Source organism: Sagittula sp. P11 (genome assembly GCF_002814095.1).
GTDB lineage: Bacteria > Pseudomonadota > Alphaproteobacteria > Rhodobacterales > Rhodobacteraceae > Sagittula.
On the sequence record NZ_CP021913.1, the window covers coordinates 2,671,022 to 2,695,216 of the forward strand.

The following is a 24,195-nucleotide window of genomic DNA, read 5'->3' on the forward strand; positions in this document are numbered from 1 at the left end:
AATAAAAGACGAGGCGGGACATGCGCAAGTTTCCCGGCGCCGCCCTTGGCGTCGATCAGGGCACCGAAGAGGTCTTTACCGACTTCGAGGACGGTGGCGAGATGTGGACGGGGCATGGCACGCGCGAACGGCGCAAGGCCGTGACCTTCTCGGAACCCTTCCGCTCGCCTCCGGTGGTGCAGGTCGCGCTGACGCTGTGGGACATGGATTCCCAGTCCAACGTCCGCGCCGACATCAGCGCGGAGAAAGTGACACCCGCGGGGTTCGAGATGGTCTTCCGGACATGGGCCGACACGCGTGTCGCGCGGGTACGGATGAGCTGGATCGCCTTCGGCGAAGCGTCGAGCCCCGACGACTGGGATCTTTACTGACCCCATGGGGGAGGGAAGGGCGGCGTCGTGCGCCGCCCGCTCCAATGCCGCTTACAGGATGCCTTCGTAGATCGGGCCGAGGGTGTCGGTCTCGAACAGCGACGAGACGGACGTGCCGTTCCAGATGTTCAGGATGGACTGCGCGAAGAGCGGCGCGGTCGGCAGCACGCGGATGTTCGAAGCGGAACTGACCGGGCCGGTCGGCTGGATGGTGTCGGTCAGGACAAGCGTCTTCAGGACCGATTTCGACACGCGCTCCACCGCGGGGCCGGACATGACGCCGTGGCTGATGTAGGCATGCACCTCGGTCGCGCCGTGGTCCATGATGACCTCGGCCGCCTTGCAGAGCGTCCCGGCGGTGTCGCACATGTCGTCGACGATGATGCAGCGCTTGCCGGTCACGTCACCGATGACCGTCATCTCGGCGATCTCGCCCGGCTTCTCCCGGCGCTTGTCGACGATGGAGAGCGGCGCGTTGATCCGCTTCGCCAGCTCACGCGCGCGCGCAACGCCGCCCACGTCCGGCGAGATCACCATCACGTCGGACAGGTCGGCGAACTGGTTCTTGATGTCGATGGCGAAGATCGGCGAGGCATAGAGGTTGTCCACCGGGATGTCGAAGAACCCCTGGATCTGCGCCGCGTGCAGGTCCATCGTCAGGATGCGCTCGATCCCGGACTCGACCATCATGTTGGCCACCAGCTTGGCGGTGATCGGCGTGCGCGCCTTGGTGCGGCGGTCCTGCCGGGCGTAGCCGAAGTAGGGGATCACCGCGGTGATGCGCGATGCCGAGGACCGGCGCAGCGCATCCGCCATGATGAGCAGTTCCATCAGGTTGTCGTTGGCCGGGTTGGAGGTCGGCTGGATGATGAACATGTCCTCGCCGCGCACGTTCTCGTAGACCTCGACAAAGATCTCCTGGTCGTTGAACCGTTCCACCCGGGCCTGCACCAGCCCCACGGACATGCCGCGGTACAGCGACATGCGGCGGGCGATGGCCTCGGCGAGGGGACGGTTAGCGTTGCCTGCGATAAGCTTGGGTTCAACGACGGTGGGCATGGGCAGCTCCGGGGTAGGTCCGTGCAGGGAGAATGACGGATTCGTGACGTTGCGGTCCCGTTAACACGGCCCTAGGGTCGGTTCCAGCACGGGAAAGGGAGACGCGGCATATGGCCCGGATCGACTACTATCTGTCCATGATTTCACCGTTCACGTATTTCTGCGGCACCCGCCCGGCAGAGATCGCGGCCAGGCACGGGGCGGAGCTGGTCTACAAGCCGCTCGACATCATGCAGCTTTTCGCGCGAACGGGCGGGACGCCCCTGCCGCAGCGCCACCCTTCGCGTCAGGCCTACCGCCTGCAGGAGCTTGCCCGCAGCTCGCAGAAATCCGGTCTGCCCTACCACGAGAAGCCGATGTTCTTTCCGGCCAACGCGGCGCCTGCCTCTTACGCCGTGATCGCGGCGCAGAAGGCGGGCGGTGGCGATCTGGCCGGGCTGGTGCACGGCCTGCTGGCCGACTGCTGGGCGGAACAGAAGGACATCGCTGACGACGCAGTGATCGGCGACCGGCTGGAGGCGGCAGGTTTCGACCGGGGGCTGACGTTCACCGGGATGCTCGCTGGTGCCGAGACCTACTCTGCCAACCTCGAAGAAGCGGTGGAACGCGGTGTATTCGGGTCTCCCTTCTGGGTGGTCGACGACGGCGCACTGTTCTGGGGCCGCGACCGGCTGGACGACCTCGACGCGCACCTCGGAGGCGCGGGGTGAAGGACGCGGCGGCGCTGTCCGTCCGGGAGTTCGGCGCAGGGGCGGAACCCGTCCTGGCGCTGCACTGCGGGCTGGGGACGTCGGGCATGTGGAAGGACGTCGCTGCCGGCCTCGGCGACACGACCGTCACGGCACCGGATCTGCCGGGCCACGGGCGCAGCGGCCCGTTTCCGGATGGCGTCGACGTCCACGATGCTGCCTGCGATGCGGTGCGCCCCCTCTTGGACAGGCCGATGCACCTCGTGGGTCACAGCTTCGGCGCCACCGTCGCCCTGCGGCTCGCACAGGACACCCCCGGGCACGTCCTGTCGCTGACGCTGATCGAGCCGGTCTTCTTCGCCGCCGCGGCTGACGGTCCGGTCAAGTCGGCGCATTACGAACGGGAGGCCGCACATTTCGCGGGGTTCGAGCGTGGCGACCTGATGGGAACGGCGCAAGGCTTCAACAGTGTCTGGGGCGGCGGTGCCCCTTGGGAGAGCTTTCCCGAAAGGGCCCGCCAGCTCATGGCGTCGCAGATGCCCTTCGTGATCGGCACCGAACCGAGCCTCTGGCGGGACATCCACGGGATGCTCCACCCCGACAGGATGGCGCGCCTTTCGATGCCGGTGTCCCTTGTGCGTGGCGGCGATTCCGTCCCGATCATCGCAGAAATCCATCACGGTCTTCTGAGCCGTCTGCCGCATGGCCGGGAGGCTGTCATTCCGGGCGCCGGGCACATGCTGGTCATGACCCACGCCGACGATGTGGCGCGGCAAATCTGCGTGACCATGGTGGAGGCGAAAGCCCGCAGCGCCGTCACGCCACGCTGAACCCGCGCGGCGCCAGGCGGGCTTCAGGACTTCTTGCCGACCTTCGGTTCGGTCCCTGCGCGCAGACGGGTAATGTTGTCCTTGTGGCGATACAGCACGACAAAGGTCAGGATCAGGCTGGTGATCGTCAGGTCGGTTCGCCCCATGACAAGCGTCCACGGCGCGACGGAGGCCACCGACGCCAGTGCCCCGACCGAGGAGATGCGGCTGATCGCGAAGGCCGCGGCCCAGGTTGCACAGCAGAGGAGGCCCACGGGCCAGGCCAGTGCCAGCATCGTGCCCAGAAAGGTCGCCATGCCCTTGCCGCCCCGGAAGCCCAGCCAGACCGGAAAGCAGTGCCCCAGCATGGCCGCAAGGCCTGCGAGCTGGGCCGCGCTGTCGTCGCCGGACAGCCAGCGCGCCAGCAGAACGGCGATGGCGCCCTTGCCGCTGTCGAGGATCAGTGTCGCCAGCGCGGCGGGCTTGCTGCCGGTGCGCAGCACGTTGGTCGCGCCGATGTTGCCGGACCCGATCTGGCGGAGGTCGCCCAGACCCATTGCACGGGTGATGACGATGCCGAAGGGGACGGAGCCCAGCAGATAGCCAAGGACGGTCCAGATCAGGAGGGTCATGCGCGGGTCCTTTTCAGGCTTCTCAGGCTTCGTAGACGCGGTCGCCCGCAACCCATGTGCCCAGCACCTTGCCTTGCAGGCGGGCGCCGTCGAAGGGCGTGTTCTTGGACTTCGAGCGCAGCTTGAAGCGGTCGAGGATCACGGGCTTGTCCGGATCGAACAGCACGAGGTCGGCAGGTGCCCCGGCGGTCAGCCGTCCGCAGTCCAGACCCAGCCGCTTTGCCGGGTTCAGCGCCAGCGCGCGGAAAAGCGTCGGCAGGGTCATTTCCTCGGCGTGGTAGAGGCGGAGGAGCACGGTCAGCATCGTCTCGAGCCCCACGGCGCCCGAGGCCGCCTCCTCGAAGGGCAGGCGCTTCGATTCCTCGTCCTGCGGGGTGTGGAAGGACCCGATGATGTCGATCAGGCCGGAGCGCACCGCTTCGACGATGGCCTTGCGGTCGTCCTCGGCCCGGAGCGGCGGCTTGACCTTGAAGAAGGTGCGATAGTCGGCCACGTCCATCTCGTTCAGCGTGAGATGGTGCATGGAGGTGCCCGCCGTGACGTCGAAGCCGTTGGCCTTCGCGCGTTCCAGCGTCGGCAGTGCGCGGGCGGCGGTGATCTGGTCGGCGTGGTAGCGCGCGCCCGTCATCTCGACCATGCCGATGTCGCGGTCGAGGCCCATGCGCTCGGCCATCGGGCTGACGGAGGGCAGGCCGCGCAGGGAGGCGAACTTGCCCGAGGTGGCAGAGGCGCCCTTCGACAGGCCGGGGTCCTGCGGATGGCCGATGATGAGCGCGCCCAGAGACCGGGCATAGGTCATGGCCCGCGACAAAACCTTGGTGTCCGTCACGACGTGGTCGCAGTCGGTGAAGGCCACGGCGCCCGCGTCCATGAGAAAGCCGATCTCGGTCATTTCCCGACCTGCGCGGCCCTTGGTCAGGGCGGCCATGGGCAGGACGTTCACCCGGCATTCCTCGGCCGCGCGGCGGCGGATGAAGTCGAGCTGTTCCGGCGTGTCGATCGGCGGATGCGTGTCGGGCCGGGTGACGATGGTCGTCACGCCGCCCGCCGCTGCCGCCTGACCGGCAGTGCCGTAGGATTCCTTGTGCCGTTCGCCCGGCTCGCCGACCTTCACGCCGATGTCCACGATCCCCGGCGCAAGGCAGTTGCCCTTGCAGTCCACCCGGACCACCGAGTCAGGGATCACAGATGTGAACGAAAACCCTGCATTTTCAGCAGCCTGGGTCGAAATTTCCTTGATGCGCCCATCTTCGACGAGCAAGGCGCCCATGGTGTCGGTGCCTGCGTCTGGGTCGATCAGGCGGGCGTTGGTGAAGAGGGTCTGGGACATGCGGGCATCACTTGGTCGGTTTCCTTCCCTCTACGGCAAATCCCGGGGCGGGGGAACCCGCCTGTGACGGCCCTGCGGAACCCGCATGTCGCGGGGCTGCGACCGGCGCAAAAGCCTGTACGGACAACAGGCGCCGCGCCTTACAGAACGAGGACGAGCACCAAGACCACGAGCGCGGCGAGGGCCAAAGCGGTGATCAGGATGGCGCGGGACAGCCCGGTCATCGAAGACTCCCCGCCGCCGGACAGGCTGCCCTCGGCAGAGGTGCTGCGCAGGCTGGCCGAACGCGCCTTAGCCGGGGCTGCCGACCAGCTTCCGACGTGGCTGAGCGGAGTGTTGACGTTCAGCGTCTGGGAGGTCGAATCGAAGGCCTGTGGCGGCAGGATCACCACGTGCCCCGTCAGCGCGTCGATGCGCGCCCTGTCCGCCCCCAGCGCCTTTGTGGGCAGGTCGTAGGCCTCCGACAGGTATTGCGACAGCGGCATGGGACCCAGATCGCGCAGGTCGACCGTCTCGACGAAGCCGGGGCGCAGCTTGGTTGCGCCAAGCCCGTATTTCAGGGGCCATTCCCCCGTGCCGGCCATGGCCGTGAAGCGTTCGACGGCCTCCGGCGGCAGATCGAGCCGGAACAGGTGGACGGTCGAAGCGTCGGAGCCGTTGATGTCGATCTGTGTCACATTGGGCCTCATGGAAGCGCGGAGGGGATACTTATCAACGCAGCAGGGATGGTGTTTCGTTGCCGAAATAATTTATACCATGACTTCGGTCGGACGGGCGCGGAGATTGCGCGCCAAGAGGTCCATCGCCGCCATGCGCACGGCGACACCCATCTCCACCTGATCCTGAATGACCGAACGGTTGATGTCGTCGGCGATGGTGCCGTCGATCTCCACCCCGCGGTTCATCGGGCCGGGGTGCATCACGATGGCGTCGTCCTTGGCGTGCGACAGCTTCTCGGCGTCGAGGCCGTAGCGGTGGTAATACTCGCGCTCGGACGGGATGAAGCCGCCGTCCATGCGTTCCTTCTGCAGGCGGAGCATCATAACAACGTCGGCGTCCTTCAGCCCTTCGCGCATGTCCTGGTAGACCTCTGCTCCGAAGTCTTCGATCCCGGCGGGCATCAGCGTGGCGGGGCCGACGAGGCGGATGCGGTTCTCCATCTTGTGCAGCAGCAGCAGGTTGGACCGCGCGACGCGGCTGTGGGCGACGTCGCCGCAGATCGCGATGGTCAGGCGGTGCAGGCGGCCCTTGGCCCGGCGGATCGTCAGCGCGTCGAGCAGCGCCTGCGTGGGATGTTCGTGCCGACCGTCGCCGGCGTTCAGCACGGCGCAGTTCACCTTCTGCGCCAGAAGGTCGACCGCGCCGGAATGCGGGTGGCGGACCACCAGCAGGTCCGGATGCATCGCATTCAGCGTCAGGGCCGTGTCGATCAGCGTCTCGCCCTTCTTGATGGACGACGCCTGCATCGACATGTTCATCACGTCCGCGCCCAGACGCTTGCCCGCCAGTTCGAAACTGGCCTGCGTGCGGGTCGAATTCTCGAAGAACATGTTGATCTGGGTGAGACCCGCCAGCGCCTGCGCGTGCTTGTCGCGGCGGCGGTTGAGCGCGGCGTACTGGTCGGCGAGGTCGAGCAGGGTCGTGATCTCGTCCGGACGCAGGGGTTCGATCCCCAGAAGATGGCGGTGGTCGAAGCGCATGGTCACCCCTGTCGAAGTCGCACCTGTCTTACGAAGCGCGTCCCCCGGGGGCAAGGGGCAGGTGGCGGGCGGCGGATTCGAGTATTTGTGAAGCAGAGAAGCCGGGCGGATTTTCCTTTGCCCGGCTTGGGCGTAATGTGGCCTCCATGGAATCGGCACTGGACTGGCACGCCGCGCGTGCCGCCCTCGACTGGCAACTGGAGATGGGTGTCTCCGAGGCGCTTTGCGAAGCGCCCGTGGACCGTTTTGCCCTGGAGGATGTGGCGAAGGCGGAGCGTCTTGCGCCCCGCCGCGGCGGCGCCGTGGCCGCGCCGGTGGCGGAACCCGAGGCCGATCCTGTAGCCGAGGCCGAAGCGGCGGCTGCGGCGGCTGTCGACCTGCCCTCGCTGGAGGCGGCGCTGGCTGGCTACGACCACTGCGAGCTGAAGCGCGGCGCGCGGTCGCTGGTGTTCTCGGACGGGGTGGCAGCGGCGCGGGTGATGTTCGTGGGCGAGGCGCCGGGCCGGGACGAGGACCTGCAGGGCAAGCCGTTTGTCGGCCGGGCGGGGCAGTTGCTGGACCGGATGCTGGCGGCGGTGGGACTGTCGCGCGCGGAGTCGGTCTATATCACCAACGTGCTGCCCTGGCGCCCGCCGCAGAACCGCGACCCGAAGCCGGACGAGATCGCGATGATGCTGCCTTTCCTGAAAAAGCACATCGCGCTGGTAGATCCCGATTTGCTGGTGATCGTGGGCAATATTTCCGCGCAGGCGCTTCTGGGTCGGCGGGGTATCACCCGGCTGCGCGGCACCTGGCAGGAGGCGGAGGGCCGCCCGGCGCTGCCCATGGTGCATCCCGCCTACCTGCTGCGCAATCCGGGTTTCAAACGCGAGGCGTGGAACGACATGCTGGAGTTGAAGGTCAAGTTGAGGAGCCTCGGGTGATGGCGTGGACGATCGTCGATCCGGTGATGTTGCTGGCTTTTTTGCCTGCGGGGCTGGCGCTGAACGTCACGCCGGGCCCGGACATGCTGTTCTGCATGGCGCAGGGGCTGCGTGGCGGCCCGCGGTGCGGCTGGGCGGCTTCCGCAGGTGTTGCCGCGGGCGGGATGGTGCACGTGCTGCTGGCGGGGCTGGGGCTGGGTGCGCTGGTCGCCGCGGTGCCGGGCGCCTTCGACGCGATCCGCTGGGCGGGTGCGGCCTACCTCGTCTACATCGCGTGGAAGACCTGGCGGACGCCGCTGGCCGGTGTGGACGCGCCGCCGCTGGCACCGGCGCGTGCGGCGCGGCAGGGCTTTGTCGTGAACATGACCAACCCGAAGTTCATCCTGTTCGTGCTGGCCTTCGTGCCGCAGTTCGTCGATCCCGCGCGCCCCGTCCTGCCGCAGTTCCTGATCTTCGGCACGATGATGGGGGCGGGCGGCCTCCTGGTGAACGGGCTTGTCGGGCAGTTCGCCGGGCGCCTGCGCCGCCATCTGCAGGGCGGCACGGGAACGGAGCGCGGTTTGCGCTACGCCTGCGCGACGCTTTTCGGCGGGCTTGCGGTGCGGCTGGCGCTCTGACCGTGATCGGACGGTGTCTTCTCCTGCTGGTGATGAGCCTTGCCGGCGCTGCGCAGGCCCAGGGCATCGACTACGCGGCGATCTTCGCGCGCGAGGCGGCCCGCGTGACAGAGGCCGGGTCGGAAAACGGCGCTGCTGTCGAGACGCTGCAGATGGAGAACGGGATCGAGCTTCGGCGCCTGACGGCGGAAGACGGGACCGTCACCTACGAAGGCATAGACCGCAGCGGGCTGGGCGCGGTCGGCTGCCTCTACCGCATCTATTTCGAACTCGATGCCGCCGGGCGGTTCTGCCCCTGGGCGCCGCCGCCCGAGGCGGCGCAGACCTTCGAGCAGCGCCTGAACCGGATCGCGACCTTCGTGGCGGAAAATGGCGAGCCCCGCCTGCCGCCCGAGGAGGTGCCCGCCATGCTGGACGCCGCGCGGGAGGCCTACGGTCGGGAAGTGGCTCGGCTGGGATGCCCGGAGCCGGGCGAGGGGATGCAGGGATTTGCCGCGGCGCTGGCCTCCGAAGCGATGGACCCGGTGCTTGACATGGCGCTCTCCGTGCCGAGATTGCCGGTCACGCTTCCCTGTCTGTAAAAAGGCCTGCCCCATGTCCCGTATCGACGAGTCCAAGGAATTCATCCCGGTGCGCATCGCGGTGCTGACGGTCAGCGACACCCGGTCGCTGGCGGAGGACCGCTCGGGCGACACGCTGGTCGCGCGGCTGACCGAAGCGGGGCATGTCCTTGCGGATCGCGACATCGTGAAGGACGAGCGCGCGGTCATCGCCGACCGGCTGCGCATCTGGATCGCGGACCCGGAGGTGGATGTGGTGATCTCGACCGGCGGCACTGGGCTGACCGGGCGCGACGTCACGGTGGAGGCGCACCGCGACGTCTACGAGAAGGAAATCGTTGCCTTCGGAACGGTCTTCACCATTGTTTCCATGCAGAAAATCGGAACGAGCGCAGTGCAGAGCAGGGCCACGGGCGGGGTTGCCGGGGGCACGTATCTATTCGCGTTGCCGGGCAGCACGGGCGCCTGCAAGGACGCCTGGGACGAGATCCTGAAGTGGCAGCTCGACTACCGTCACCGCCCCTGCAACTTCGTCGAAATTTTTCCGCGCCTCGACGAACACAAGCGACGAAAGTGATCCGACCGTGCGTATAATGATGTAAGTCCTTTCGCGGCGCTTGTTTTCGGGAGGTCATTCTATACGTGCGACGTGACGCGATGCTGCACCTCAACGGGAGACGGTCCGGATGCGATTTCTACGCAAGAGCCTGACGGGGCTCTTCCTGTTTGCGCTGACGCTGGGCCTGCTGGCGTGGGCGGGACTGATGGTGCGCGATGCGATCGTCGCCCGGATGAACGAGGAGCCGGGCCGCCGGCCTGCGCAGGAACGGGTATTCGCGGTGAACGTCGTGGACGTGTCCTTCGGCACCGAACGCCCCGTCCTGTCGGCCTTCGGCGAGGTGCAGAGTGTGCGGACGCTGGAACTGCGCGCGGCAGCCTCGGGGACCTTGGTCGACCTCGACCCCGAATTTGTCGAAGGCGGGCAGGTGGATGCCGGGCAGCTTCTGGCGCGGATCGACCCGGCCAATGCCGAGGCGGCGGTGGAACGGGCGGAAAGTGATCTTCTGGATGCGCAGGCGGAGCTGCGCGAGGCGGAGCGCGCCATCGGCATCGCCCGCGACGAACTGGTCGCGGCGAGCGAACAGGTGCGGCTGCGCGAGCAGGCGCTGCAACGGTCCCGCGATCTGCTGGAGCGACGGGTGGGCACCGAGGCGGCGGTAGAGACGGCGGAACTGGCCCTGTCGTCTGCGCGCCAGTCGGTGCTGAACCAGCGGCAGGCCGTGGCCACCGCAGAGGCCCGCATCGACCAGGCGAAGACGGCGCAGCGGCGGGCGGAGATCGCAGCGGCAGAGGCCGAGCGCGGGCTTCAGGACACGGAAATCCGGGCGCAGTTCGCGGGCACGCTGACCGAGGTGACGGTTGTCGCCGGGCGCTTGGTCTCGGCCAACGAACAGCTGGCGCAGCTTGTCGACCCGGAGGCGCTGGAAGTGGCGTTTCGCGTTTCGACGCCGCAATACGTGCGCTTGCTGGACGATACGGGCCGGTTGAAGGAAGCCCCCGTGTCGGTGCGGCTTGACGTCCTGGGGACAGAGATCGCCACGACGGGCCGCCTGTCCCGGGCCGGTGCCTCCGTCGGCGAAGGCCAGACCGGGCGGCTTTTGTTCGCGACGCTCGACGGGGCGCGCGGCTTCAAGCCCGGGGACTTCGTGACGGTGGAGGTCGAGGAACCCGAACTGCCGAACGTCGCCCGCCTGCCCGCAACGGCGCTTGGCGCGGATGGTGCGGTGCTGGCGCTCGACCCGGAGGGGCGGCTGGAGGTGGTGCCCGTCACCCTGATGCGCCGTCAGGGCGACGACATCCTGATCCGCGCGGACGCTCTGGAAGGGCGTGAGGTCGTGGCGCAGCGCACACCGCTTCTTGGCGCCGGGATCAAGGTGCAGCCGCTCAGGCCCGGTGTCACGGAAGAGGCGCAGGTGCCCGAGATGCTGGAACTGACGGCAGAGAGGCGCGCGCGGCTGGTGGCCTTCGTCGAGGGCAACAACCGGATGCCGGAGGAGGCCAAGACCCGGATCCTTGCGCAGCTGCAGGAAAACCAGGTCCCCGCCGACATGGTGCAGAGGATCGAAGAGCGCATGGGCGGCTGACACGCCGCGATGACGTTGCAAACACCCGTTCCGGAGGGGGCGCATGGTACGTGAACTGCCAAAATCCGCCGGGGGTATCTTCGGCTATTTCACCCGGCATCCCACGCTGGCGAACCTGCTACTGGTGATCCTGCTGGCCTCGGGCCTTCTGGCCGTGCCTAACATGCGGGCGCAGTTCTTTCCGGACGTGATCGTGGACGAGATCGACGTGTCGGTGTCCTGGGACGGCGCCGGCGCCGAGGACATCGACGCCGCCATCGTGCAGCTTCTGGAACCGGCGCTGCTGGCGGTCGAGGGGGTCGAATCCTCCCGCTCCAATTCCCGCGAGGGCCGCGCCAGCATCGAGCTGGAGTTCGAGCCGGGCTGGGACATCGCCCGGGCCGCGGACGATGTGCAGCAGGTTGTGGACGGGATCACAGGTCTGCCCGACGACGCCGACGAACCGAGCGTCAGCCGGGGCGGCTGGCGCGACCGCGTGACCGACGTGGTGATCACCGGGCCGGTGGGTGTCGACCAGCTTGCACGGTTTGCGGACGAATTCACCGTGCGCCTGTTCGCCGAAGGCGTGACGCGCACGACGATCCAGGGCGTCGCCGCGCCGCAGATACTGGTGGAGGTGCCCTCGACCAGCCTCATCGCGCATGACGTCACCATGCAGGAGATCGCCGAGGCCATCGCGGCGGAGGTGGACGCCGATCCGGCAGGCGACGTGGCTGGGGCCGGGGCACGGGTCCGCACCGGGATCGAGAAACGCTCTGCCGACGACATCGCCGCCATTGCCCTGCGCTCCAACCCGAACGGGTCCAAGCTGACCATCGGCGACGTGGCGCAATTGCGCGAGGAAGGCGTCGACCGTCAGCGCAGCTATTTCGTCGGTCCCAACCCGGCGATCACGGTGCGGGTCGACCGGTCCGACCGGGGTGACGCCATCGGCATCCAGGAACAGGTCGAGGAGGTCGCCGCCGCCTACCAGTCCACGCTGCCCGAAGGCGTGACCATCGAACTGATCCGCACCCGGTCAGAGGCGATCACCGGGCGGCTCAACATCCTGATGGACAACGCTTCCATGGGGCTTCTGCTGGTGGTGGCGCTGCTGTTCCTGTTCCTGAACACGCGCACGGCCTTCTGGGTGGCGGCGGGGATCCCCACGTCGCTGCTGGCGGCCATCGCGCTGATGTACGTGGGCGGGCTGACGATCAACATGATCTCGCTCTTCGCGCTGATCATCACCCTGGGCATCGTGGTCGACGATGCCATCGTGGTGGGGGAACACGCCGATCACCTGTCCCGGCAGGGCTTCGGCCCCTACGAGGCGGCGGAACGGTCGGCCTCCCGCATGGCGCTGCCGGTGTTCTCCGCGACGCTGACCACGGTCATCGCCTTCTTCGGGCTGACGGCCATCGGCGGCACGTTCGGAGAGATGATCGCCGACATCCCCTTTACCGTCATCACGGTGCTGCTCGCCTCGCTGGTGGAGTGTTTCCTGATCCTGCCGAACCACATGGCCCACGCGTTGAAGCCCCGCGTCGCGACCGGGTTCCGCGCGTGGCGCGCGGCGGCAGGTTTTGTCGGAGAGGTGATCGTCGGCACGCTGGCGGTCGGGCTGATCCTGCTGGCGATCCTGTCGCTTCCCGGCGCTGCCGACGGCGTCTGGGGCACCATGGGCGAGACGCCGGGCTGGATCGCCGGCCTGCATGAAAGCGCCGTCGCGTTGCGCGGCACGATCCTTGCCCAGCCGCTGTGGATCGGTGCGCTGCTGGTTGCGCTGGTCGCCGCCGCGCTGGGGCTCCGGCTGATCCGGATGGACGGGGCACGGCGCCGGGCAGCACTGAACGATCTGTCGGACATGGGCATCGACAGCGCCAGCCGTGTGGTCAACCGGGGCTTCCGGCAGGTCCGGGAACGCGGCTTCCGCCCCTTGATGGCGGTGGTCATCCGGGCGCGCTACGTGGTGCTTGCAACCGCGACGCTGGTGCTGGCAACGCAGGCGGTGCTGTTCATCAGCGGCGACGTGCAGTGGCGCTTCTTCAACTCGCCGGAACGCGGATCGATTAGCGGCAACTTCGCCATGGCGCCGGGCGCCACGCGCGAGGATACGCTGGCGCAGATGCGGCTTTTGCAGAAGACGACGGAGGAGCTTGGCCGCGAATACGAGGAACGCTACGGCCGCAACCCGCTGGACTATGTCATGGCAGAGATCGGCGGCGGCTCCGGACGCGGCCTGTCGAGCGCGGACACCAAGGACGCCGACCAGCTTGGCGGCATTTCCATCGAGCTGATCGAGGCGGACGCGCGGCCCTATTCCTCCTTCGCCTTTGTCGGAGAGTTGCAGGAACGGGTCGAGAAGCATCCGCTGGTCGAGGAAATCTCGTTCCGCGGCTGGCGCTCCGGCCCCGGCGGCGATGCGCTCGACGTGAAGTTTATCGGCTCCGATTCCGAGACGCTGAAAGCCGCCGCCGAGGATCTGAAGGCCGCCGTCGCCGCCTTCCCAGAAGTGTCGGCGGTGGAGGACAACCTCGCCTACGACAAGGAGGAACTGATCCTCGACCTGACGCCGCAGGGCCAGGCGCTTGGCTTCGACATCGACGGGCTGGGCCGCGTGCTGCGCAACCGGCTGGGCGGGATTGAGGCGGCAAGCTACCCGGTGGGGCCGCGCTCTGCCGAGATCCGCGTGGAACTGCCGGAGGGCGAACTGACGGCGGACTTCCTCGAACGGATGATGCTGCGCACGCCCGAAGGTGCCTACGTGCCGCTGGCCGACATCGTGCGGGTGGAGCGGCGGACGGGCTTTTCGACCGTGCGGCGCGAGAACGGCATCCGGCAGATTTCCGTCAACGGCGACATTTCCGAGGACGATCCAGCCCGCGCGACGGAGATCATGACCGCGCTGGAAGAGGTCATCCTGCCGCGCATCGCCAACACCCGGCAGGTGGACTACGACATCTCCGGCCTGTCAGAGCAGGAGGATGAGTTCCTCGCTGATGCGGAGCTGGGGCTGGCGATGGTGTTGCTGGGCATCTACCTCGTGCTGTCCTGGGTCTTTGCCAGCTGGACGCGCCCCTTGGTGGTGATGGCGATCATCCCCTTCGGACTGGTGGGGGCGGTCTATGGCCACTGGCTGTGGGACGTGCCGCTGAGCATGTTCACGGTAGTCGGCCTCTTGGGGATGACCGGGATCATCATCAACGATTCCATCGTGCTGGTGACGCAGATCGACGAATATGCCCGCGACCGAGGCCTGATCCCGGCGATCATCGACGGCGCGGCGGACCGTCTGCGCGCGGTCTTCCTGACCTCGGCCACGACGGTGCTGGGCCTGGCGCCGCTGCTCTACGAACGCTCGGCCGATGCCCAGTTCCTGAAACCCACGGTCATCACGCTGGTCTACGGTCTTGGCTTCGGCATGGTGCTGGTGCTGCTGGTCGTGCCCTCGCTGGTGGCCGTACAGCACGACGTGTCGGTCGCCTGGTCGGCGCTGAAGCGCGGCTGGCGCTTCCGCAGCGGGCCGGTACGCGGACTGCTGGTCGGCGGGACGCTGGCGGTAGTGGCCTGGCTGGGGCTGACGCTGGGCATGGTGGCCTTTGCCGGCGGCATGCCCGCGGTACTGGCACCGTTCGGCGATCCGGCGTCGAAGGGCACGGCGCTCGCGGTCTTCCTGATCGGAGCGGCGGTGCTGGTGCTGGCCCTCTGGCTGGCGGCGGCGCTGGCGGTCCTGATGCGGCGCGGGCCGGTGAAGGCAGGCGGCGCATAGCCCCGCCCTACATCGGGTCGCTACAAGCAACAACGGCGGCATCATGGAATGCCGCCGGGATCGCCTTGCGTCTTGGGGGTAAACCGAACGGTCGTGTCAGTCGCAGCCGCGGACTTCGACCGGCATCCGGCCGCCCAGCACGGTCAGCACCATCTCGGAGCGGTCCAGCGCAAAGGCGGCGCGGGACAGGTGGGTCACGCGCGTCTCTGCCACCAGTTGGCCGCCGCGCAGCGATGTCTGCGGCTCTGCCACCCACAGTTCCGGATCGGCGAATTCGATCACCGTTTCCTCGTTGCCGGTGGCGCCGGGCAGGGTGAGGGCGACGTTCAGCCCGATGCCCTTGGGCGTGGCCGAGACCGTGCAGGTGACGGAGGTCACGCCCGCATCGCCGCGACCGAAGGGCACGTCGGCCATCGCAGCGGCGATCCGCGGATCGGGCTTGCGGGAACCGGCGGGCAGAGTGGCCGAAACCTTCAGCCGCTGGGGCAGGCAGACGTCCTTGCAGATGCCGATCTCGATGGTGCCGTTGAGCTGCGCGTCCTTGCCGGCATTGCGGAGGGAGACGCGCAGGGGCAGGACGACCTCGTCATGATAGCCGACGGAGCGCATCCCGGACTGCCAGAACACCTGCGGGCTGGGCCAAGAGACGGTCACGGCACGGGTGTTCTGCGCGCCTTGCCAGTCGAAGCTGGGCGGGATGCCCGCATCGCCGGGGCTGCGCCAGTAGGTCTTCCACCCGGGGGCAAGCCGCAGGTGCAGCGCCGCGATATGGTCTCCATTGGGCAGGCGCCATCCGGGAAGGATCGTGGCGTCGAGCATGCCGTCGTAGCGCTCTGCCCGGGCAGGCGCGGGCAGGATCAGCGAAGCGGCCAGAACCGGGGCCAGAAAGGCGCGCAGAATTTTCTTCATGCGGACAGGGATGCTATGGACGTCGCCAAAAGGGAAGTCACCTTGAAGTGAGAGCCCCGAGAGGGGTGGCGGCGAGGCCACGTTCTTGCGCATGGCCCGGGCCTGTCGCATGGTGGGGAGAAAGCCGACCGCGCCAGAACGTCGGCTGCAGGACTTGAAGGTGGGCATGGCGGAAAACAGTGACATTGCGACGAGGAACCTGACGGGGCATCTGCTGATCGCGATGCCGGGCATGGCCGATCCGAGGTTCGATCTGAGCGTGGTCTTCATTTGCGACCATTCCGACGAGGGCGCGATGGGCCTGATCGTCAACAAGCCGACGCCGGACATCGACATGTCAGCCTTGCTGTCCCAGCTTTCGATCGAGAATCCGGCGGGGCTGGACGGCACCAAGGTGCGCTATGGCGGGCCGGTGGAGATGGGCCGCGGCTTCGTGCTGCATTCGCCCGACTACACGTCGGTCGTGACGACGCTGGACGTGACGCCGGATCTGAAGATGACCGCAACGCTCGACGTGCTCGAGGACCTGGGCCAGGGCCAGGGGCCGGAGCGGTGGCTCATGATGCTGGGCTATGCCGGCTGGGGGCCGGGCCAGCTGGAGAACGAGATCGCCGAGAACGCCTGGCTGGTCGGCCCGTCGTCCGCCGACCTGATCTTCGACCTGACCGACGGGCAGAAGTGGGAGGCGGCGCTGGAAAGCATCGGCGTCTCGCCGCTTTTGCTGTCGAGCGAGGGCGGGCGGGCCTGACGGACCGGGAGGCGGCGATGCCGATGCCATGGACCTATCGCCACGCCGAAAAGGAATGGCGGGCCATCCTCGACGATCTGAAAGAGCACATGGGCCTCGAGTCCGACAACATGGCCTACACTGCGCTGGATGGTGTGCTGCAGGTGTTCCGCCGCCGCCTGACCGCCCAGCAGGGACTGGACTTCGCCTCTGTCCTGCCCTGCGTGGTGCGGGCAGTGTTCGTGGCGGGCTGGCAGGTGGAGGAGACGCCTCCGCCGTTCGGTCCCCGGGCCGAGCTTGTCCGTGAGGCACAGGCGGTGCGGCGCCACCACAACCTGACCCCCGGAAATGCCATCGAGGTCGTCGCGCGCGCCATCCGTCCCCACGTCAACCCGGCGGACTTCGCAAGGGTGTTGCAACGCCTGCCGGAGGGCGCGGCGGCGTTCTGGGAGGTACCGGGCGTGCCTGAGGCCGACCTCAGGCCGAGGATCTACTGAATACTGGCAGGGGCGGCGTGAAACCCCGCCCTACCCAGCGTAGCCGACAGTGGCTTCGCGCCGCGCCGGATCAGCGGTCGGCGGCGGCCCGGCTGAGGCGGTCGTTGATCGCCACGCCCAACCCCAGATGCGGGATCGGCGAGATGGCGATGACCTTCGGCGCCTTGGCGTCGAGCTGGTGCAGGTACTCGAAGAGGTTCGCAGCCGCCTCCGTCAGGTCGCCGGACGGCGAAAGGTTCAGGTCCGCCTCCACATCTCCGAACCCGAGGCTGGCCTCGCCCGGTTCGAACTCGATGGCGTTCAGCCGCACGGCGGCGCGGGGCGCGTAATGCGACTTGGTCTGGCCGGGGGCGGAGATCGTGTCCGAGCCGTGCCGTTCCGCAATCCGGCGTCCGAGAACATGGCCAAGCGCCTCGCGTGTGATTCCGCCGGGCCGGAGCAGCGTCGGACGGCCCGCCAGCCCGAGGATCGTCGATTCCAGCCCGACCTTGCACGGCCCGCCGTCGAGGATCGCATCCACCCGGTCGCCGAGGCTGGCCGCGACATGCTCGGCCCGCGTGGGACTGATCTGGCCGGAGACGTTGGCCGAAGGCGCCGCCACCGGCACCCCCGCCGCGCGCAAGAGGTCGCGTGCCACGGGCGCCGCGGGCATGCGCACCGCGATGGTGTCGAGCCCGGCGGTCACCAGCTTCGACACACGGGCGCCTTCGCGGAGCGGCAGGACGAGCGTCAGGGGCCCGGGCCAGAAGCTCTGGGCAATGGCCTCCGCCTCTTCGGACCACGCCACCATCGCCTTCAGCGCGTCGAGGTCGGCGAAATGCACGATTAGCGGGTTGAAACTGGGACGTCCCTTGGCAGCATAGATCGCGGCCACGGCATGGTCGTCGCGGGCGTCCGCACCGAGCCCGTAGACGGTCTCGGTCGGGAAGGCCACGAGCCGTCCGTCACGCAGCAGGGAGGCTGCGCGCGCGAGGCCGGTGGGGTCGGGGAGAAGTCGCTCTGTCATGCGGCCCGGTTTTGACGTGGCGTTTCTGTTGCCGCCACTCTCAGCGGTCATACGCTTGTTATACGGGTCCGCTTGCTACTAGAGAGATGTGGGCTTGCCAAGCCGGAGGGGCAATTAGATGACGTATCGCGCGCCATTGGGCGATTTTTCTCGCATTCTGAAACATGTGGTCGGCTATGAACGGGTCTCGGCCACGGAACGGTTCGCCGACGCCTCGCTTGAAACCGTCGAAGCGGTGCTCTCGGAAGCGGCGAAGATGTGCGAAGAGGTCATGGCGCCGCTGCAACGCAACGGCGACCTGGATCCGGCGCGGCTGGAGAACGGCGTGGTGCGTACGTCGGAGGGTTTTGCCGAAGGGTACCGGGCCATCGCCGAAGGCGGCTGGATCGCGGCCTCGGCCGAGGAAGCGTCGGGCGGGATGGGGCTGCCGCTGACGGTCACCACCTGCGTCAACGACATGATGTCGGGCGCCTGCCTTGCGCTGCAACTGAACCCGCTGATGACCCAAGGCCAGATCGAGGCGCTTGAGAACCACGCCTCGGACGAGCTGAAGGCGCTCTACCTGCCGAAGCTGGTGACCGGCGAGTGGGCAGGCACCATGAACCTGACGGAGCCGCAGGCCGGGTCCGACGTGGGCGCGCTGTCGACGAAGGCCGTGCCGAACGGCGACGGGACCTACGCCATCACTGGCCAGAAGATCTATATCTCGTGGGGCGACAACGACTTCACCGGGAACGTCTGCCACCTCGTGCTGGGGCGGCTGCCGGACGCGGTGCCGGGGACCAAGGGCATTTCGCTGTTCCTCGTCCCGAAGTTCCTGCCGGACGAGAACGGCGAACCGGGCGCGCGCAACGACCTGCGGGTGGTGTCGCTGGAGCACAAGATGGGGCTGCACGGCTCTCCGACCTGCGTGATGTCATACGAGGGCGCGACCGGCTGGCTTGTCGGTGAGGAAAACGACGGCATGCGCGCAATGTTCACCATGATGAACAACGCCCGCCTTGGCGTGGGCGTGCAGGGCATCGGTGTGGCCGAAGGCGCCTACCAGCACGCAGTGGCCTATGCCGAGGAGCGCAAGCAGGGCCGGTCGGAGACCGGGACCATCCTCGGCCACGCCGACGTGCGCCGCATGCTGGCCGAGATGAAGGCCGACATCTTCGCCGCCCGGTCCATCGGGCTGATGCTGGCCGTGGCGCTCGACATGGCGCGGGCCACCGGGGACAAGGGCTGGGCCACCCGCGCGGGCGTGCTGACGCCCATCGCCAAGGCCTTCGGCACCGACGTGGGGATCGAGGTCGCGTCGAAGGGTGTGCAGGTGCACGGCGGCATGGGCTACATCGAGGAAACCGGCGCCGCCCAGTACCTGCGCGACGTGCGCGTGACGGCAATCTACGAAGGCACCAACGGCATCCAGGCGATGGATCTCGTGGGCCGCAAGCTGATGGACGGCGGAGAGGCGGTCTTTGCCCTGATCGATTCCATGCAGAGCTACATCGAGGGCGTGAAGAGCGACATCCCCGAACTGGCCGAAGCCGCGTGGCAGGCGTCGGAGAACCTGCGCGACGCGACGGAGGCACTTCTGGCGATGGACATGACGGACCGATTCGCCGGTGCCGTGCCCTACCTCAGGGCGTTTGCGCGGGTGCTGGGCGCCACCGCCCATCTGCGCGCCGCCTGTGCGGAGCGCGACAGCGCCACCGAACGGCTGGCCCGGTTCTACATCCTGCGCATGCTTCCCGAGCACGCGTCGCTCTGCGCGCAGGCGCGGGCGGGTGCCCTGGTCCCGGCAGAGGACTTCGCGGCATGATGGACGGCAGCCCTGGACACATCCGTTTCCCCTTCGACACCCCGCCCGCCGCGGGCGAGGCCATCGAGGTGGCCGAGGGCGTGCTGTGGATGCGTCTGCCGCTGCCGATGAAGCTGGACCACGTCAACGTCTACGCACTGGACGACGGCGCGTCGTGGACGATCGTCGACACCGGCATGAACTCCTCGAAGACGCGCGGCATCTGGGAGAGCCTGCTGGCCGGGCCCCTGGCGGGGAAGCCTGTGAGCCGGGTGCTGGTCACCCACCACCATCCCGACCACATCGGGCTGGCCGGGTGGTTCCAGGAGCAGGGGGCAGAGCTTCTGACCTCGCGCACCGCATGGCTGCTGGCCCGGATGCTGCAACTCGACCCCAACGACTCGCCGCCGCCCGAGGTGGTGGCCTACTGGCGCGCCGCGGGGATGAGCGACGAGATCATCGCGTCCCGCATGGACGAGCCGCCTTACATGTTCCGCCGCACCGTCTGGCCGCTGCCCTTCGGGGTCCAGCGGCTGAAACAGGGCGACACGCTGCGCGCGGGCGGGCGGGACTGGGCGGTCCATACCGGCGGCGGTCATGCGCCGGAGCATGTCACTCTCTGGGAAACGGACGGATCTCTGGTCATCGCCGGGGACCAGATCCTGCCGTCGATCTCGCCCAACCTCGGGGTCTACGCCACAGAGCCCGAGGCGGATCCGGTGGCCGACTGGCTCGACGCCTGCGAACGCCTGTCGGTGCTTGCGCGCGAGGATCACCTTGTCCTCGGCGGGCACAAGCTGCCGTTTCAAGGTCTGCCGGCGCGGATGGGGCAACTGATCTCGAACCATCACGGGGCGCTGGAAAGACTGGAGGATTTCCTGTCGGAGCCCGCCACCGCCGCGGGCTGTTTCCAGCCACTCTTCATGCGCCGGATCGGTGCGGGCGAATACGGGCTGGCGCTGGTGGAGGCGATGGCGCATTGCCTGCACCTCTGGCACACCGGGCGCGCCACGCGCGAGGTGACAGAGGACGGGCGCTGGCTGTTCCAGCGAGTCTTGCCGAGCTGACGCGCGACGACCCGCTTTCGGCCGTGGCACGGGGCTTTGCCCCCCGGCCCCCCCAAGCTATCCTCAACCGGACGACTGAAGGAGTGCGGGCCGCGATGCTGCCCCGAGGAGGACCCATGGACGACCGGATCGCGACCGCGGCCGAAGCGCACGAGAACGCGGCCATGCCGCAGCGGCGCGAGGTGCACACCGAGGAAGACACCCCTGAGAATGCCAACGAACTGCCGGAGGCGGTGCGCAACACGCCGGTCGAACAGAAAAGCCCGGCCCGCTGGGCCTATGAGCGGCTGATCCTCTACATCAAGGCCTTCGAGGAGCGGCTCGATTCGGAGCAGGAAGTGGCCATGGGTTTCACGGGCGGCGATGCGGGCGTGCTGCGGATCGAGGGCATGGGATACTTCGACCCGGATGTGGTGACCTTCTATGGCAGCGACCCGGCAGGCGGGCGCATGCAGCTTATCCAGCACGTCACGCAGCTGAACGTCGCACTCAGGGCGCTTCCCAAGGCCGAGAAACGCGCAGCGCCGCGGCGGATCGGTTTCCGCCTCGTGCGCGATCTCGACACCTGAGCGAGGGCGCGACATTTGCGCCTTATTGGCGCGGTGACAGGGGCGAAAATATCCGCTATTCCCCTGCTTCGAAACGTGAACACCCCAAGGACAGGACAAATGGCAGAGCACAAGCACGGCAGCATGGACATCACCACGCAGGAAGAAACCTTCAACGGCTTCGTGAAGTTCACCGTCCGCACGCTGTACGTGATCCTCGCGATCGTGATCTTCCTCGCGATCTTCCGGACCTGATACCTCCACGCAACGTCGGTATTTCAAGCGCTTGACGTCACTTGAATGTGAGTTGGGCCTCGTGCATTCGTGCGTCAGAACGTGCGCGAACAGATCGGGTGGTATGCTGATGAAGATGACGGAACTGACCGGGCGGGGATTTCGCGCCTGCCTCGCGCTGGTGGCGCTCCTGACCGTGGCGGCCTGCGGCGCCGGGCAGATGTCCGGCCCGAACGCAACGCCGGAAGAGGCGGCAGCAGCCGCCTACCGCTCGCCGCTGCCGCCGTCGATTACGCTTTACACGATGATCAACAACCGGACGAACGGCGGGGCGCACACCTCGATCATGATCAATGCGCCCAGCCAGCGCGTCGTCTTCGACCCCGCGGGCTCTGTCCGATTCCAGTCCGTGCCGGAAATCGACGACGTTCTGTACGGCATCACGCCTGACGTCGAACAGGCCTATGAAAGCGCGCACGCACGGTCGACCTACCGCGTGAAGATTCAGCAGAAGCAGGTTCCGCCGGAAGTGGCGGAGCGCGCCCTTCGGCTGGTGCAGGCGAACGGGCCGGTCTCGGCCGCGGCCTGCACGTCGGCCACCTCGGGCATCCTGCGCCAGTTGCCGGGGTTCGAGACGCTTCCCTCCGTCCTGTTCCCGACCAAGCTGATGGAAGCCTTCGCGGAACTGCCGGGCGTCACCACGCGCGAGCTTCGCGAGGACGACGAGGACGACAAGGACCTCGCGGTGAAGCGGATCGAGCTTGACTGGCAACAGACGAAGAACCCGTAAGGTCGTCAGACCAGCCCGGGCAGGTAGGAGCCGCCGACCATCACGGCGGCCCCGGTAAACAGCGCAGCATACAGGTTGCGCGTCCATCCCCCGACCAGCAGCGCCAGCACCGCGGCGGTCAGCCTGAGAGGATCCGTCTGGCCTCCCGTCGCGGCGGGCCAGACGACCAGCGGGGCGACAAGCGCGGGGATCACCGCCACGGCGGTGTAGCGCAGGTGCCGCAGCAGCCATTCCGGCAGCTCGCGATCCCCGATCAGTCCCAGGAACACGAATCGCAGCCCGAACGACCCGAGGCCAAGCAGCACGATCACGATCCAGAGCGTGGTGCGGTCGATCTCTCCGGCGGTCATCGCGTCTCTCCCGTGGTCATCGCGTCTTCGGTCGTTTCCTCCCGCACGCGCAGGGACTGGCGGCGCTCGACCTCCGCCCCGGCCATCATGCCCAGCACGGCCCCGCAGATCAGGCCCAGATTCCAGGGCATGAAGGCAAAGAGCAGCGCCCCGGTTCCGCCGACCAGCGCCGCGATGCGGTGCGCCCCGGTGCGCATGGCCGGGCCAAGCATGGCGATGAAGGCGATGGGAAGCGCAAAATCCAGTCCCAGTTCCGGCGGCACCGCCGCGCCGATCCATGCGCCCAGAAGGGTGAATGCGTACCAGGGCGGGCAGATCGGCATGGCCACCCCCATGAAATACGCGAACTTCTGGGCCAGGGTCTGATCCGGGCGCTTCTCGTATTCGATTGCCGCCGCGGTGTAGGTCTGGTCCACAAGAAAATAGGCCGCCACGATCCGCTTGCCCAGCGGCAGCGCGCCGAGGTGCGGCGTGATGGAGGCGGAGTACATCGCCATCCGCAGGTTCACCGCCAGCGCAGAGGCCAGCACCACCACTGTCGGCGCGTTCTCCGTCATCAGTTGCAGCGCGGTGAACTGTGCGGCCCCGGCGATGACCACGACCGAAAAGCTGAGCGTTTCGAAGACGTTCAGCCCGGCCTCCGTCGCCAGAACGCCGAACAGCATGCCGAAGGGGCCGACCACGAACAGGAACGGCAGTCCGTCGCGGAATCCGCGCCAGAAGCTTGACATCGGGGGGGCGTCAGCCATGGTCTGAACCTCTCGAAACAGGCACAGCGGTAGCGGGGAGACAGGGCAGATGCAATCCGATGACGGCGAATACCTGATTGCCCCGAACCCGGGCGACGCGCGGCTGACACGCGCCGTCACTGGCGTCGACCACACCGGCCAGCCGGTCGAGGCGCGCGTGGTCGAGGAGCGACCCCTGACGATCTACCTCAACGGGCAGGAGATCGTCACGGCCATGACCATTGGCGATTACCCGGAATACCTGGCGCTGGGGTTCCTGCGCAATCAGGGCATGCTGGGGACCGAAGAGACGGTCACACGTGTCGATTACGACGAGGAGCTTGAGGTCGTGGTGGTGCGCACCGCCTCCCAGACGACCTACGAGGAGAAGGTGAAGAAGAAGACCCGGACCTCCGGCTGCGCCGTGGGCACCGTCTTCGGCGACATGATGGAGGGGCTGCAGGGGCTGACCCTGCCCGCGGCCGAGGTCCGGACCTCGTGGCTCTATGCGCTGTCCAAGAAGATCAATACCACGCCGTCGCTGTACCTCGAATCCGGCGCGATCCATGGCACGGTGCTGTGCCGGCAGGACCGCCCGCTGGTCTACATGGAGGATGTCGGGCGCCACAATGCGGTCGACAAGATCGCAGGCTGGATGCTGTCCGAGCGCGTCTCCGGCGCGGACAAGATCCTTTACACCACGGGGCGGTTGACCTCTGAAATGGTCATCAAGTGCGCGCTGATGGGCATACCCGTGCTGGCCTCGCGCTCCGGCTTCACCGCTTGGGGCGTGGAGATCGCGCGGGAGACCGGCCTCACCTGCATCGGACGGCTGCGCGGGCGGCGGTTCCTGTGCCTGTCCGGCGAAGAGCGGCTGACACGGGACGCCGACCCGGACAGCATAGACGACGAGGACCGCAAGCACCGCCGCAAGAGCGCAGGGGCCTGAACGGTCGCGAAGGGCCTTG

At 67.7% G+C, this 24,195-nt stretch carries 26 protein-coding genes; 17 read left to right on the forward strand and 9 right to left on the reverse strand.

Annotated elements, in window-relative coordinates; all coding sequences use genetic code 11:
- The first annotated feature begins 20 nt into the window (after positions 1 to 20).
- The gene (locus tag CDO87_RS12875) at positions 21 to 371 is read left to right on the forward strand and encodes an H-type lectin domain-containing protein (protein WP_100929148.1); all 351 of its coding nucleotides are present in this window, start codon (positions 21 to 23) and stop codon (positions 369 to 371) included.
- A gap of 51 nt (positions 372 to 422) precedes the next feature.
- Here the strand turns inward: CDO87_RS12875 and CDO87_RS12880 are convergent, their stop codons facing one another.
- Entirely contained in the window at positions 423 to 1,430 is a 1,008-nt protein-coding gene (locus tag CDO87_RS12880; protein WP_100929149.1) for a ribose-phosphate pyrophosphokinase, read from the reverse strand.
- Between the two features lie 110 nt (positions 1,431 to 1,540).
- Between CDO87_RS12880 and CDO87_RS12885 the strand changes: the two genes are divergently transcribed.
- Both CDO87_RS12885 and CDO87_RS12890 read left to right on the forward strand, forming a co-directional pair.
- Positions 1,541 to 2,140 (forward strand): 2-hydroxychromene-2-carboxylate isomerase, encoded by a 600-nt coding sequence (locus CDO87_RS12885; RefSeq protein ID WP_100929150.1) that lies wholly within the window; start codon positions 1,541 to 1,543, stop codon positions 2,138 to 2,140.
- On the forward strand, positions 2,137 to 2,949 hold the full coding sequence (locus CDO87_RS12890) for an alpha/beta fold hydrolase (RefSeq protein ID WP_100929151.1): 813 nt from the start codon (positions 2,137 to 2,139) through the stop codon (positions 2,947 to 2,949). The genes CDO87_RS12885 and CDO87_RS12890 overlap by 4 nt, the downstream gene beginning before the upstream one ends.
- A gap of 23 nt (positions 2,950 to 2,972) precedes the next feature.
- Here the strand turns inward: CDO87_RS12890 and plsY are convergent, their stop codons facing one another.
- The 4 genes from plsY to CDO87_RS12910 form a co-directional block, all read right to left on the reverse strand.
- On the reverse strand, positions 2,973 to 3,560 hold the full coding sequence (plsY, locus tag CDO87_RS12895; RefSeq protein ID WP_100929152.1) for a glycerol-3-phosphate 1-O-acyltransferase PlsY: 588 nt from the start codon (positions 3,558 to 3,560) through the stop codon (positions 2,973 to 2,975).
- Positions 3,561 to 3,582: 22 nt separating this feature from the next.
- Positions 3,583 to 4,890: a dihydroorotase gene (gene pyrC / locus CDO87_RS12900; RefSeq protein WP_100929153.1), complete on the reverse strand. Its 1,308-nt coding sequence runs from the start codon at positions 4,888 to 4,890 to the stop codon at positions 3,583 to 3,585.
- A gap of 140 nt (positions 4,891 to 5,030) precedes the next feature.
- Positions 5,031 to 5,567, reverse strand: coding sequence for an aspartate carbamoyltransferase catalytic subunit (locus tag CDO87_RS12905; protein ID WP_100929154.1), 537 nt, complete (start codon positions 5,565 to 5,567; stop codon positions 5,031 to 5,033).
- A 72-nt stretch (positions 5,568 to 5,639) separates the two neighbouring features.
- Positions 5,640 to 6,590 (reverse strand): aspartate carbamoyltransferase catalytic subunit, encoded by a 951-nt coding sequence (locus tag CDO87_RS12910; protein ID WP_100929155.1) that lies wholly within the window; start codon positions 6,588 to 6,590, stop codon positions 5,640 to 5,642.
- Positions 6,591 to 6,736: 146 nt separating this feature from the next.
- Between CDO87_RS12910 and CDO87_RS12915 the strand changes: the two genes are divergently transcribed.
- The 6 genes from CDO87_RS12915 to CDO87_RS12940 all read left to right on the forward strand — a co-directional run bounded on the left by CDO87_RS12915 (position 6,737) and on the right by CDO87_RS12940 (position 14,585).
- Positions 6,737 to 7,513, forward strand: a complete 777-nt coding sequence (locus tag CDO87_RS12915) for a uracil-DNA glycosylase (RefSeq protein ID WP_100929156.1) — start codon at positions 6,737 to 6,739, stop codon at positions 7,511 to 7,513.
- Positions 7,513 to 8,130 carry a LysE family translocator gene (locus CDO87_RS12920; protein WP_254698110.1) on the forward strand — a complete coding sequence of 206 codons (618 nt, stop codon included), beginning with the start codon at positions 7,513 to 7,515 and terminating at the stop codon, positions 8,128 to 8,130. Before CDO87_RS12915 ends, CDO87_RS12920 begins: the two co-directional genes overlap by 1 nt.
- A gap of 2 nt (positions 8,131 to 8,132) precedes the next feature.
- Positions 8,133 to 8,711, forward strand: a complete 579-nt coding sequence (locus CDO87_RS12925; RefSeq protein ID WP_100929157.1) for a hypothetical protein — start codon at positions 8,133 to 8,135, stop codon at positions 8,709 to 8,711.
- A gap of 13 nt (positions 8,712 to 8,724) precedes the next feature.
- Entirely contained in the window at positions 8,725 to 9,267 is a 543-nt protein-coding gene (gene moaB, locus CDO87_RS12930) for a molybdenum cofactor biosynthesis protein B (protein WP_100929158.1), read from the forward strand.
- A 109-nt stretch (positions 9,268 to 9,376) separates the two neighbouring features.
- The gene (locus tag CDO87_RS12935; protein ID WP_100929159.1) at positions 9,377 to 10,834 is read left to right on the forward strand and encodes an efflux RND transporter periplasmic adaptor subunit; all 1,458 of its coding nucleotides are present in this window, start codon (positions 9,377 to 9,379) and stop codon (positions 10,832 to 10,834) included.
- A gap of 43 nt (positions 10,835 to 10,877) precedes the next feature.
- Entirely contained in the window at positions 10,878 to 14,585 is a 3,708-nt protein-coding gene (locus CDO87_RS12940; RefSeq protein ID WP_100929160.1) for an efflux RND transporter permease subunit, read from the forward strand.
- A gap of 96 nt (positions 14,586 to 14,681) precedes the next feature.
- On the opposite strand, the gene CDO87_RS12945 is transcribed toward CDO87_RS12940, so the two are convergent.
- On the reverse strand, positions 14,682 to 15,494 hold the full coding sequence (locus tag CDO87_RS12945; protein WP_100930954.1) for a protein-disulfide reductase DsbD domain-containing protein: 813 nt from the start codon (positions 15,492 to 15,494) through the stop codon (positions 14,682 to 14,684).
- Between the two features lie 166 nt (positions 15,495 to 15,660).
- On the opposite strand from CDO87_RS12945, the gene CDO87_RS12950 reads away from it, so the two are divergent.
- Both CDO87_RS12950 and CDO87_RS12955 read left to right on the forward strand, forming a co-directional pair.
- Positions 15,661 to 16,242 carry a YqgE/AlgH family protein gene (locus CDO87_RS12950; RefSeq protein WP_198521714.1) on the forward strand — a complete coding sequence of 194 codons (582 nt, stop codon included), beginning with the start codon at positions 15,661 to 15,663 and terminating at the stop codon, positions 16,240 to 16,242.
- A 17-nt stretch (positions 16,243 to 16,259) separates the two neighbouring features.
- Entirely contained in the window at positions 16,260 to 16,718 is a 459-nt protein-coding gene (locus tag CDO87_RS12955; RefSeq protein ID WP_100929162.1) for a DUF2267 domain-containing protein, read from the forward strand.
- A gap of 70 nt (positions 16,719 to 16,788) precedes the next feature.
- Here CDO87_RS12955 and CDO87_RS12960 read toward each other — a convergent pair whose 3' ends face one another.
- Positions 16,789 to 17,724, reverse strand: a complete 936-nt coding sequence (locus CDO87_RS12960; RefSeq protein ID WP_198521715.1) for an L-threonylcarbamoyladenylate synthase — start codon at positions 17,722 to 17,724, stop codon at positions 16,789 to 16,791.
- A gap of 118 nt (positions 17,725 to 17,842) precedes the next feature.
- Between CDO87_RS12960 and CDO87_RS12965 the strand changes: the two genes are divergently transcribed.
- From CDO87_RS12965 to CDO87_RS12985, 5 genes are all read left to right on the forward strand, one after another.
- Positions 17,843 to 19,531, forward strand: a complete 1,689-nt coding sequence (locus tag CDO87_RS12965; RefSeq protein WP_100929164.1) for an acyl-CoA dehydrogenase — start codon at positions 17,843 to 17,845, stop codon at positions 19,529 to 19,531.
- Positions 19,528 to 20,577 (forward strand): MBL fold metallo-hydrolase, encoded by a 1,050-nt coding sequence (locus tag CDO87_RS12970; RefSeq protein ID WP_100929165.1) that lies wholly within the window; start codon positions 19,528 to 19,530, stop codon positions 20,575 to 20,577. The genes CDO87_RS12965 and CDO87_RS12970 overlap by 4 nt, the downstream gene beginning before the upstream one ends.
- 116 nt (positions 20,578 to 20,693) lie before the next feature.
- A complete protein-coding gene (locus CDO87_RS12975; protein ID WP_100929166.1) occupies positions 20,694 to 21,146 on the forward strand; it encodes a hypothetical protein in 453 nt (150 codons plus the stop codon).
- 99 nt (positions 21,147 to 21,245) lie between these two features.
- The gene (locus tag CDO87_RS12980) at positions 21,246 to 21,380 is read left to right on the forward strand and encodes an aa3-type cytochrome c oxidase subunit IV (RefSeq protein ID WP_100929167.1); all 135 of its coding nucleotides are present in this window, start codon (positions 21,246 to 21,248) and stop codon (positions 21,378 to 21,380) included.
- A gap of 109 nt (positions 21,381 to 21,489) precedes the next feature.
- The gene (locus tag CDO87_RS12985; RefSeq protein ID WP_100930955.1) at positions 21,490 to 22,149 is read left to right on the forward strand and encodes a hypothetical protein; all 660 of its coding nucleotides are present in this window, start codon (positions 21,490 to 21,492) and stop codon (positions 22,147 to 22,149) included.
- Positions 22,150 to 22,154: 5 nt separating this feature from the next.
- On the opposite strand, the gene CDO87_RS12990 is transcribed toward CDO87_RS12985, so the two are convergent.
- Both CDO87_RS12990 and CDO87_RS12995 read right to left on the reverse strand, forming a co-directional pair.
- Positions 22,155 to 22,499 (reverse strand): AzlD domain-containing protein, encoded by a 345-nt coding sequence (locus CDO87_RS12990; protein ID WP_100929168.1) that lies wholly within the window; start codon positions 22,497 to 22,499, stop codon positions 22,155 to 22,157.
- Complete coding sequence (locus tag CDO87_RS12995) at positions 22,496 to 23,248, reverse strand: AzlC family ABC transporter permease (RefSeq protein WP_100929169.1); 753 nt, start codon at positions 23,246 to 23,248, stop codon at positions 22,496 to 22,498. The genes CDO87_RS12990 and CDO87_RS12995 overlap by 4 nt, the downstream gene beginning before the upstream one ends.
- 49 nt (positions 23,249 to 23,297) lie before the next feature.
- On the opposite strand from CDO87_RS12995, the gene CDO87_RS13000 reads away from it, so the two are divergent.
- Positions 23,298 to 24,176 carry a formate dehydrogenase accessory sulfurtransferase FdhD gene (locus CDO87_RS13000; RefSeq protein WP_100929170.1) on the forward strand — a complete coding sequence of 293 codons (879 nt, stop codon included), beginning with the start codon at positions 23,298 to 23,300 and terminating at the stop codon, positions 24,174 to 24,176.
- Positions 24,177 to 24,195 lie beyond the last annotated feature (19 nt).

What these genes read in the sequence shown, in the direction of transcription:
- CDO87_RS12970 (WP_100929165.1), top strand. Translation starts at nt 19,528, where the DNA reads ATGATGGACGGCAGCCCTGGACACATCCGTTTCCCCTTCGACACCCCG.
- CDO87_RS12915 (WP_100929156.1), top strand. Translation starts at nt 6,737, where the DNA reads ATGGAATCGGCACTGGACTGGCACGCCGCGCGTGCCGCCCTCGACTGG.
- CDO87_RS12950 (WP_198521714.1), top strand. Translation starts at nt 15,661, where the DNA reads ATGGCGGAAAACAGTGACATTGCGACGAGGAACCTGACGGGGCATCTG.
- CDO87_RS12920 (WP_254698110.1), top strand. Translation starts at nt 7,513, where the DNA reads ATGGCGTGGACGATCGTCGATCCGGTGATGTTGCTGGCTTTTTTGCCT.
- CDO87_RS13000 (WP_100929170.1), top strand. Translation starts at nt 23,298, where the DNA reads ATGCAATCCGATGACGGCGAATACCTGATTGCCCCGAACCCGGGCGAC.
- CDO87_RS12880 (WP_100929149.1), bottom strand. Translation starts at nt 1,430, where the DNA reads ATGCCCACCGTCGTTGAACCCAAGCTTATCGCAGGCAACGCTAACCGT.
- CDO87_RS12995 (WP_100929169.1), bottom strand. Translation starts at nt 23,248, where the DNA reads ATGGCTGACGCCCCCCCGATGTCAAGCTTCTGGCGCGGATTCCGCGAC.
- CDO87_RS12940 (WP_100929160.1), top strand. Translation starts at nt 10,878, where the DNA reads ATGGTACGTGAACTGCCAAAATCCGCCGGGGGTATCTTCGGCTATTTC.
- CDO87_RS12985 (WP_100930955.1), top strand. Translation starts at nt 21,490, where the DNA reads ATGAAGATGACGGAACTGACCGGGCGGGGATTTCGCGCCTGCCTCGCG.
- CDO87_RS12965 (WP_100929164.1), top strand. Translation starts at nt 17,843, where the DNA reads ATGACGTATCGCGCGCCATTGGGCGATTTTTCTCGCATTCTGAAACAT.
- CDO87_RS12885 (WP_100929150.1), top strand. Translation starts at nt 1,541, where the DNA reads ATGGCCCGGATCGACTACTATCTGTCCATGATTTCACCGTTCACGTAT.
- CDO87_RS12935 (WP_100929159.1), top strand. Translation starts at nt 9,377, where the DNA reads ATGCGATTTCTACGCAAGAGCCTGACGGGGCTCTTCCTGTTTGCGCTG.
- CDO87_RS12955 (WP_100929162.1), top strand. Translation starts at nt 16,260, where the DNA reads ATGCCGATGCCATGGACCTATCGCCACGCCGAAAAGGAATGGCGGGCC.
- CDO87_RS12945 (WP_100930954.1), bottom strand. Translation starts at nt 15,494, where the DNA reads ATGAAGAAAATTCTGCGCGCCTTTCTGGCCCCGGTTCTGGCCGCTTCG.
- moaB (WP_100929158.1), top strand. Translation starts at nt 8,725, where the DNA reads ATGTCCCGTATCGACGAGTCCAAGGAATTCATCCCGGTGCGCATCGCG.
- CDO87_RS12910 (WP_100929155.1), bottom strand. Translation starts at nt 6,590, where the DNA reads ATGCGCTTCGACCACCGCCATCTTCTGGGGATCGAACCCCTGCGTCCG.
- CDO87_RS12960 (WP_198521715.1), bottom strand. Translation starts at nt 17,724, where the DNA reads ATGACAGAGCGACTTCTCCCCGACCCCACCGGCCTCGCGCGCGCAGCC.
- CDO87_RS12990 (WP_100929168.1), bottom strand. Translation starts at nt 22,499, where the DNA reads ATGACCGCCGGAGAGATCGACCGCACCACGCTCTGGATCGTGATCGTG.
- pyrC (WP_100929153.1), bottom strand. Translation starts at nt 4,890, where the DNA reads ATGTCCCAGACCCTCTTCACCAACGCCCGCCTGATCGACCCAGACGCA.
- CDO87_RS12975 (WP_100929166.1), top strand. Translation starts at nt 20,694, where the DNA reads ATGGACGACCGGATCGCGACCGCGGCCGAAGCGCACGAGAACGCGGCC.
- plsY (WP_100929152.1), bottom strand. Translation starts at nt 3,560, where the DNA reads ATGACCCTCCTGATCTGGACCGTCCTTGGCTATCTGCTGGGCTCCGTC.
- CDO87_RS12875 (WP_100929148.1), top strand. Translation starts at nt 21, where the DNA reads ATGCGCAAGTTTCCCGGCGCCGCCCTTGGCGTCGATCAGGGCACCGAA.
- CDO87_RS12980 (WP_100929167.1), top strand. Translation starts at nt 21,246, where the DNA reads ATGGCAGAGCACAAGCACGGCAGCATGGACATCACCACGCAGGAAGAA.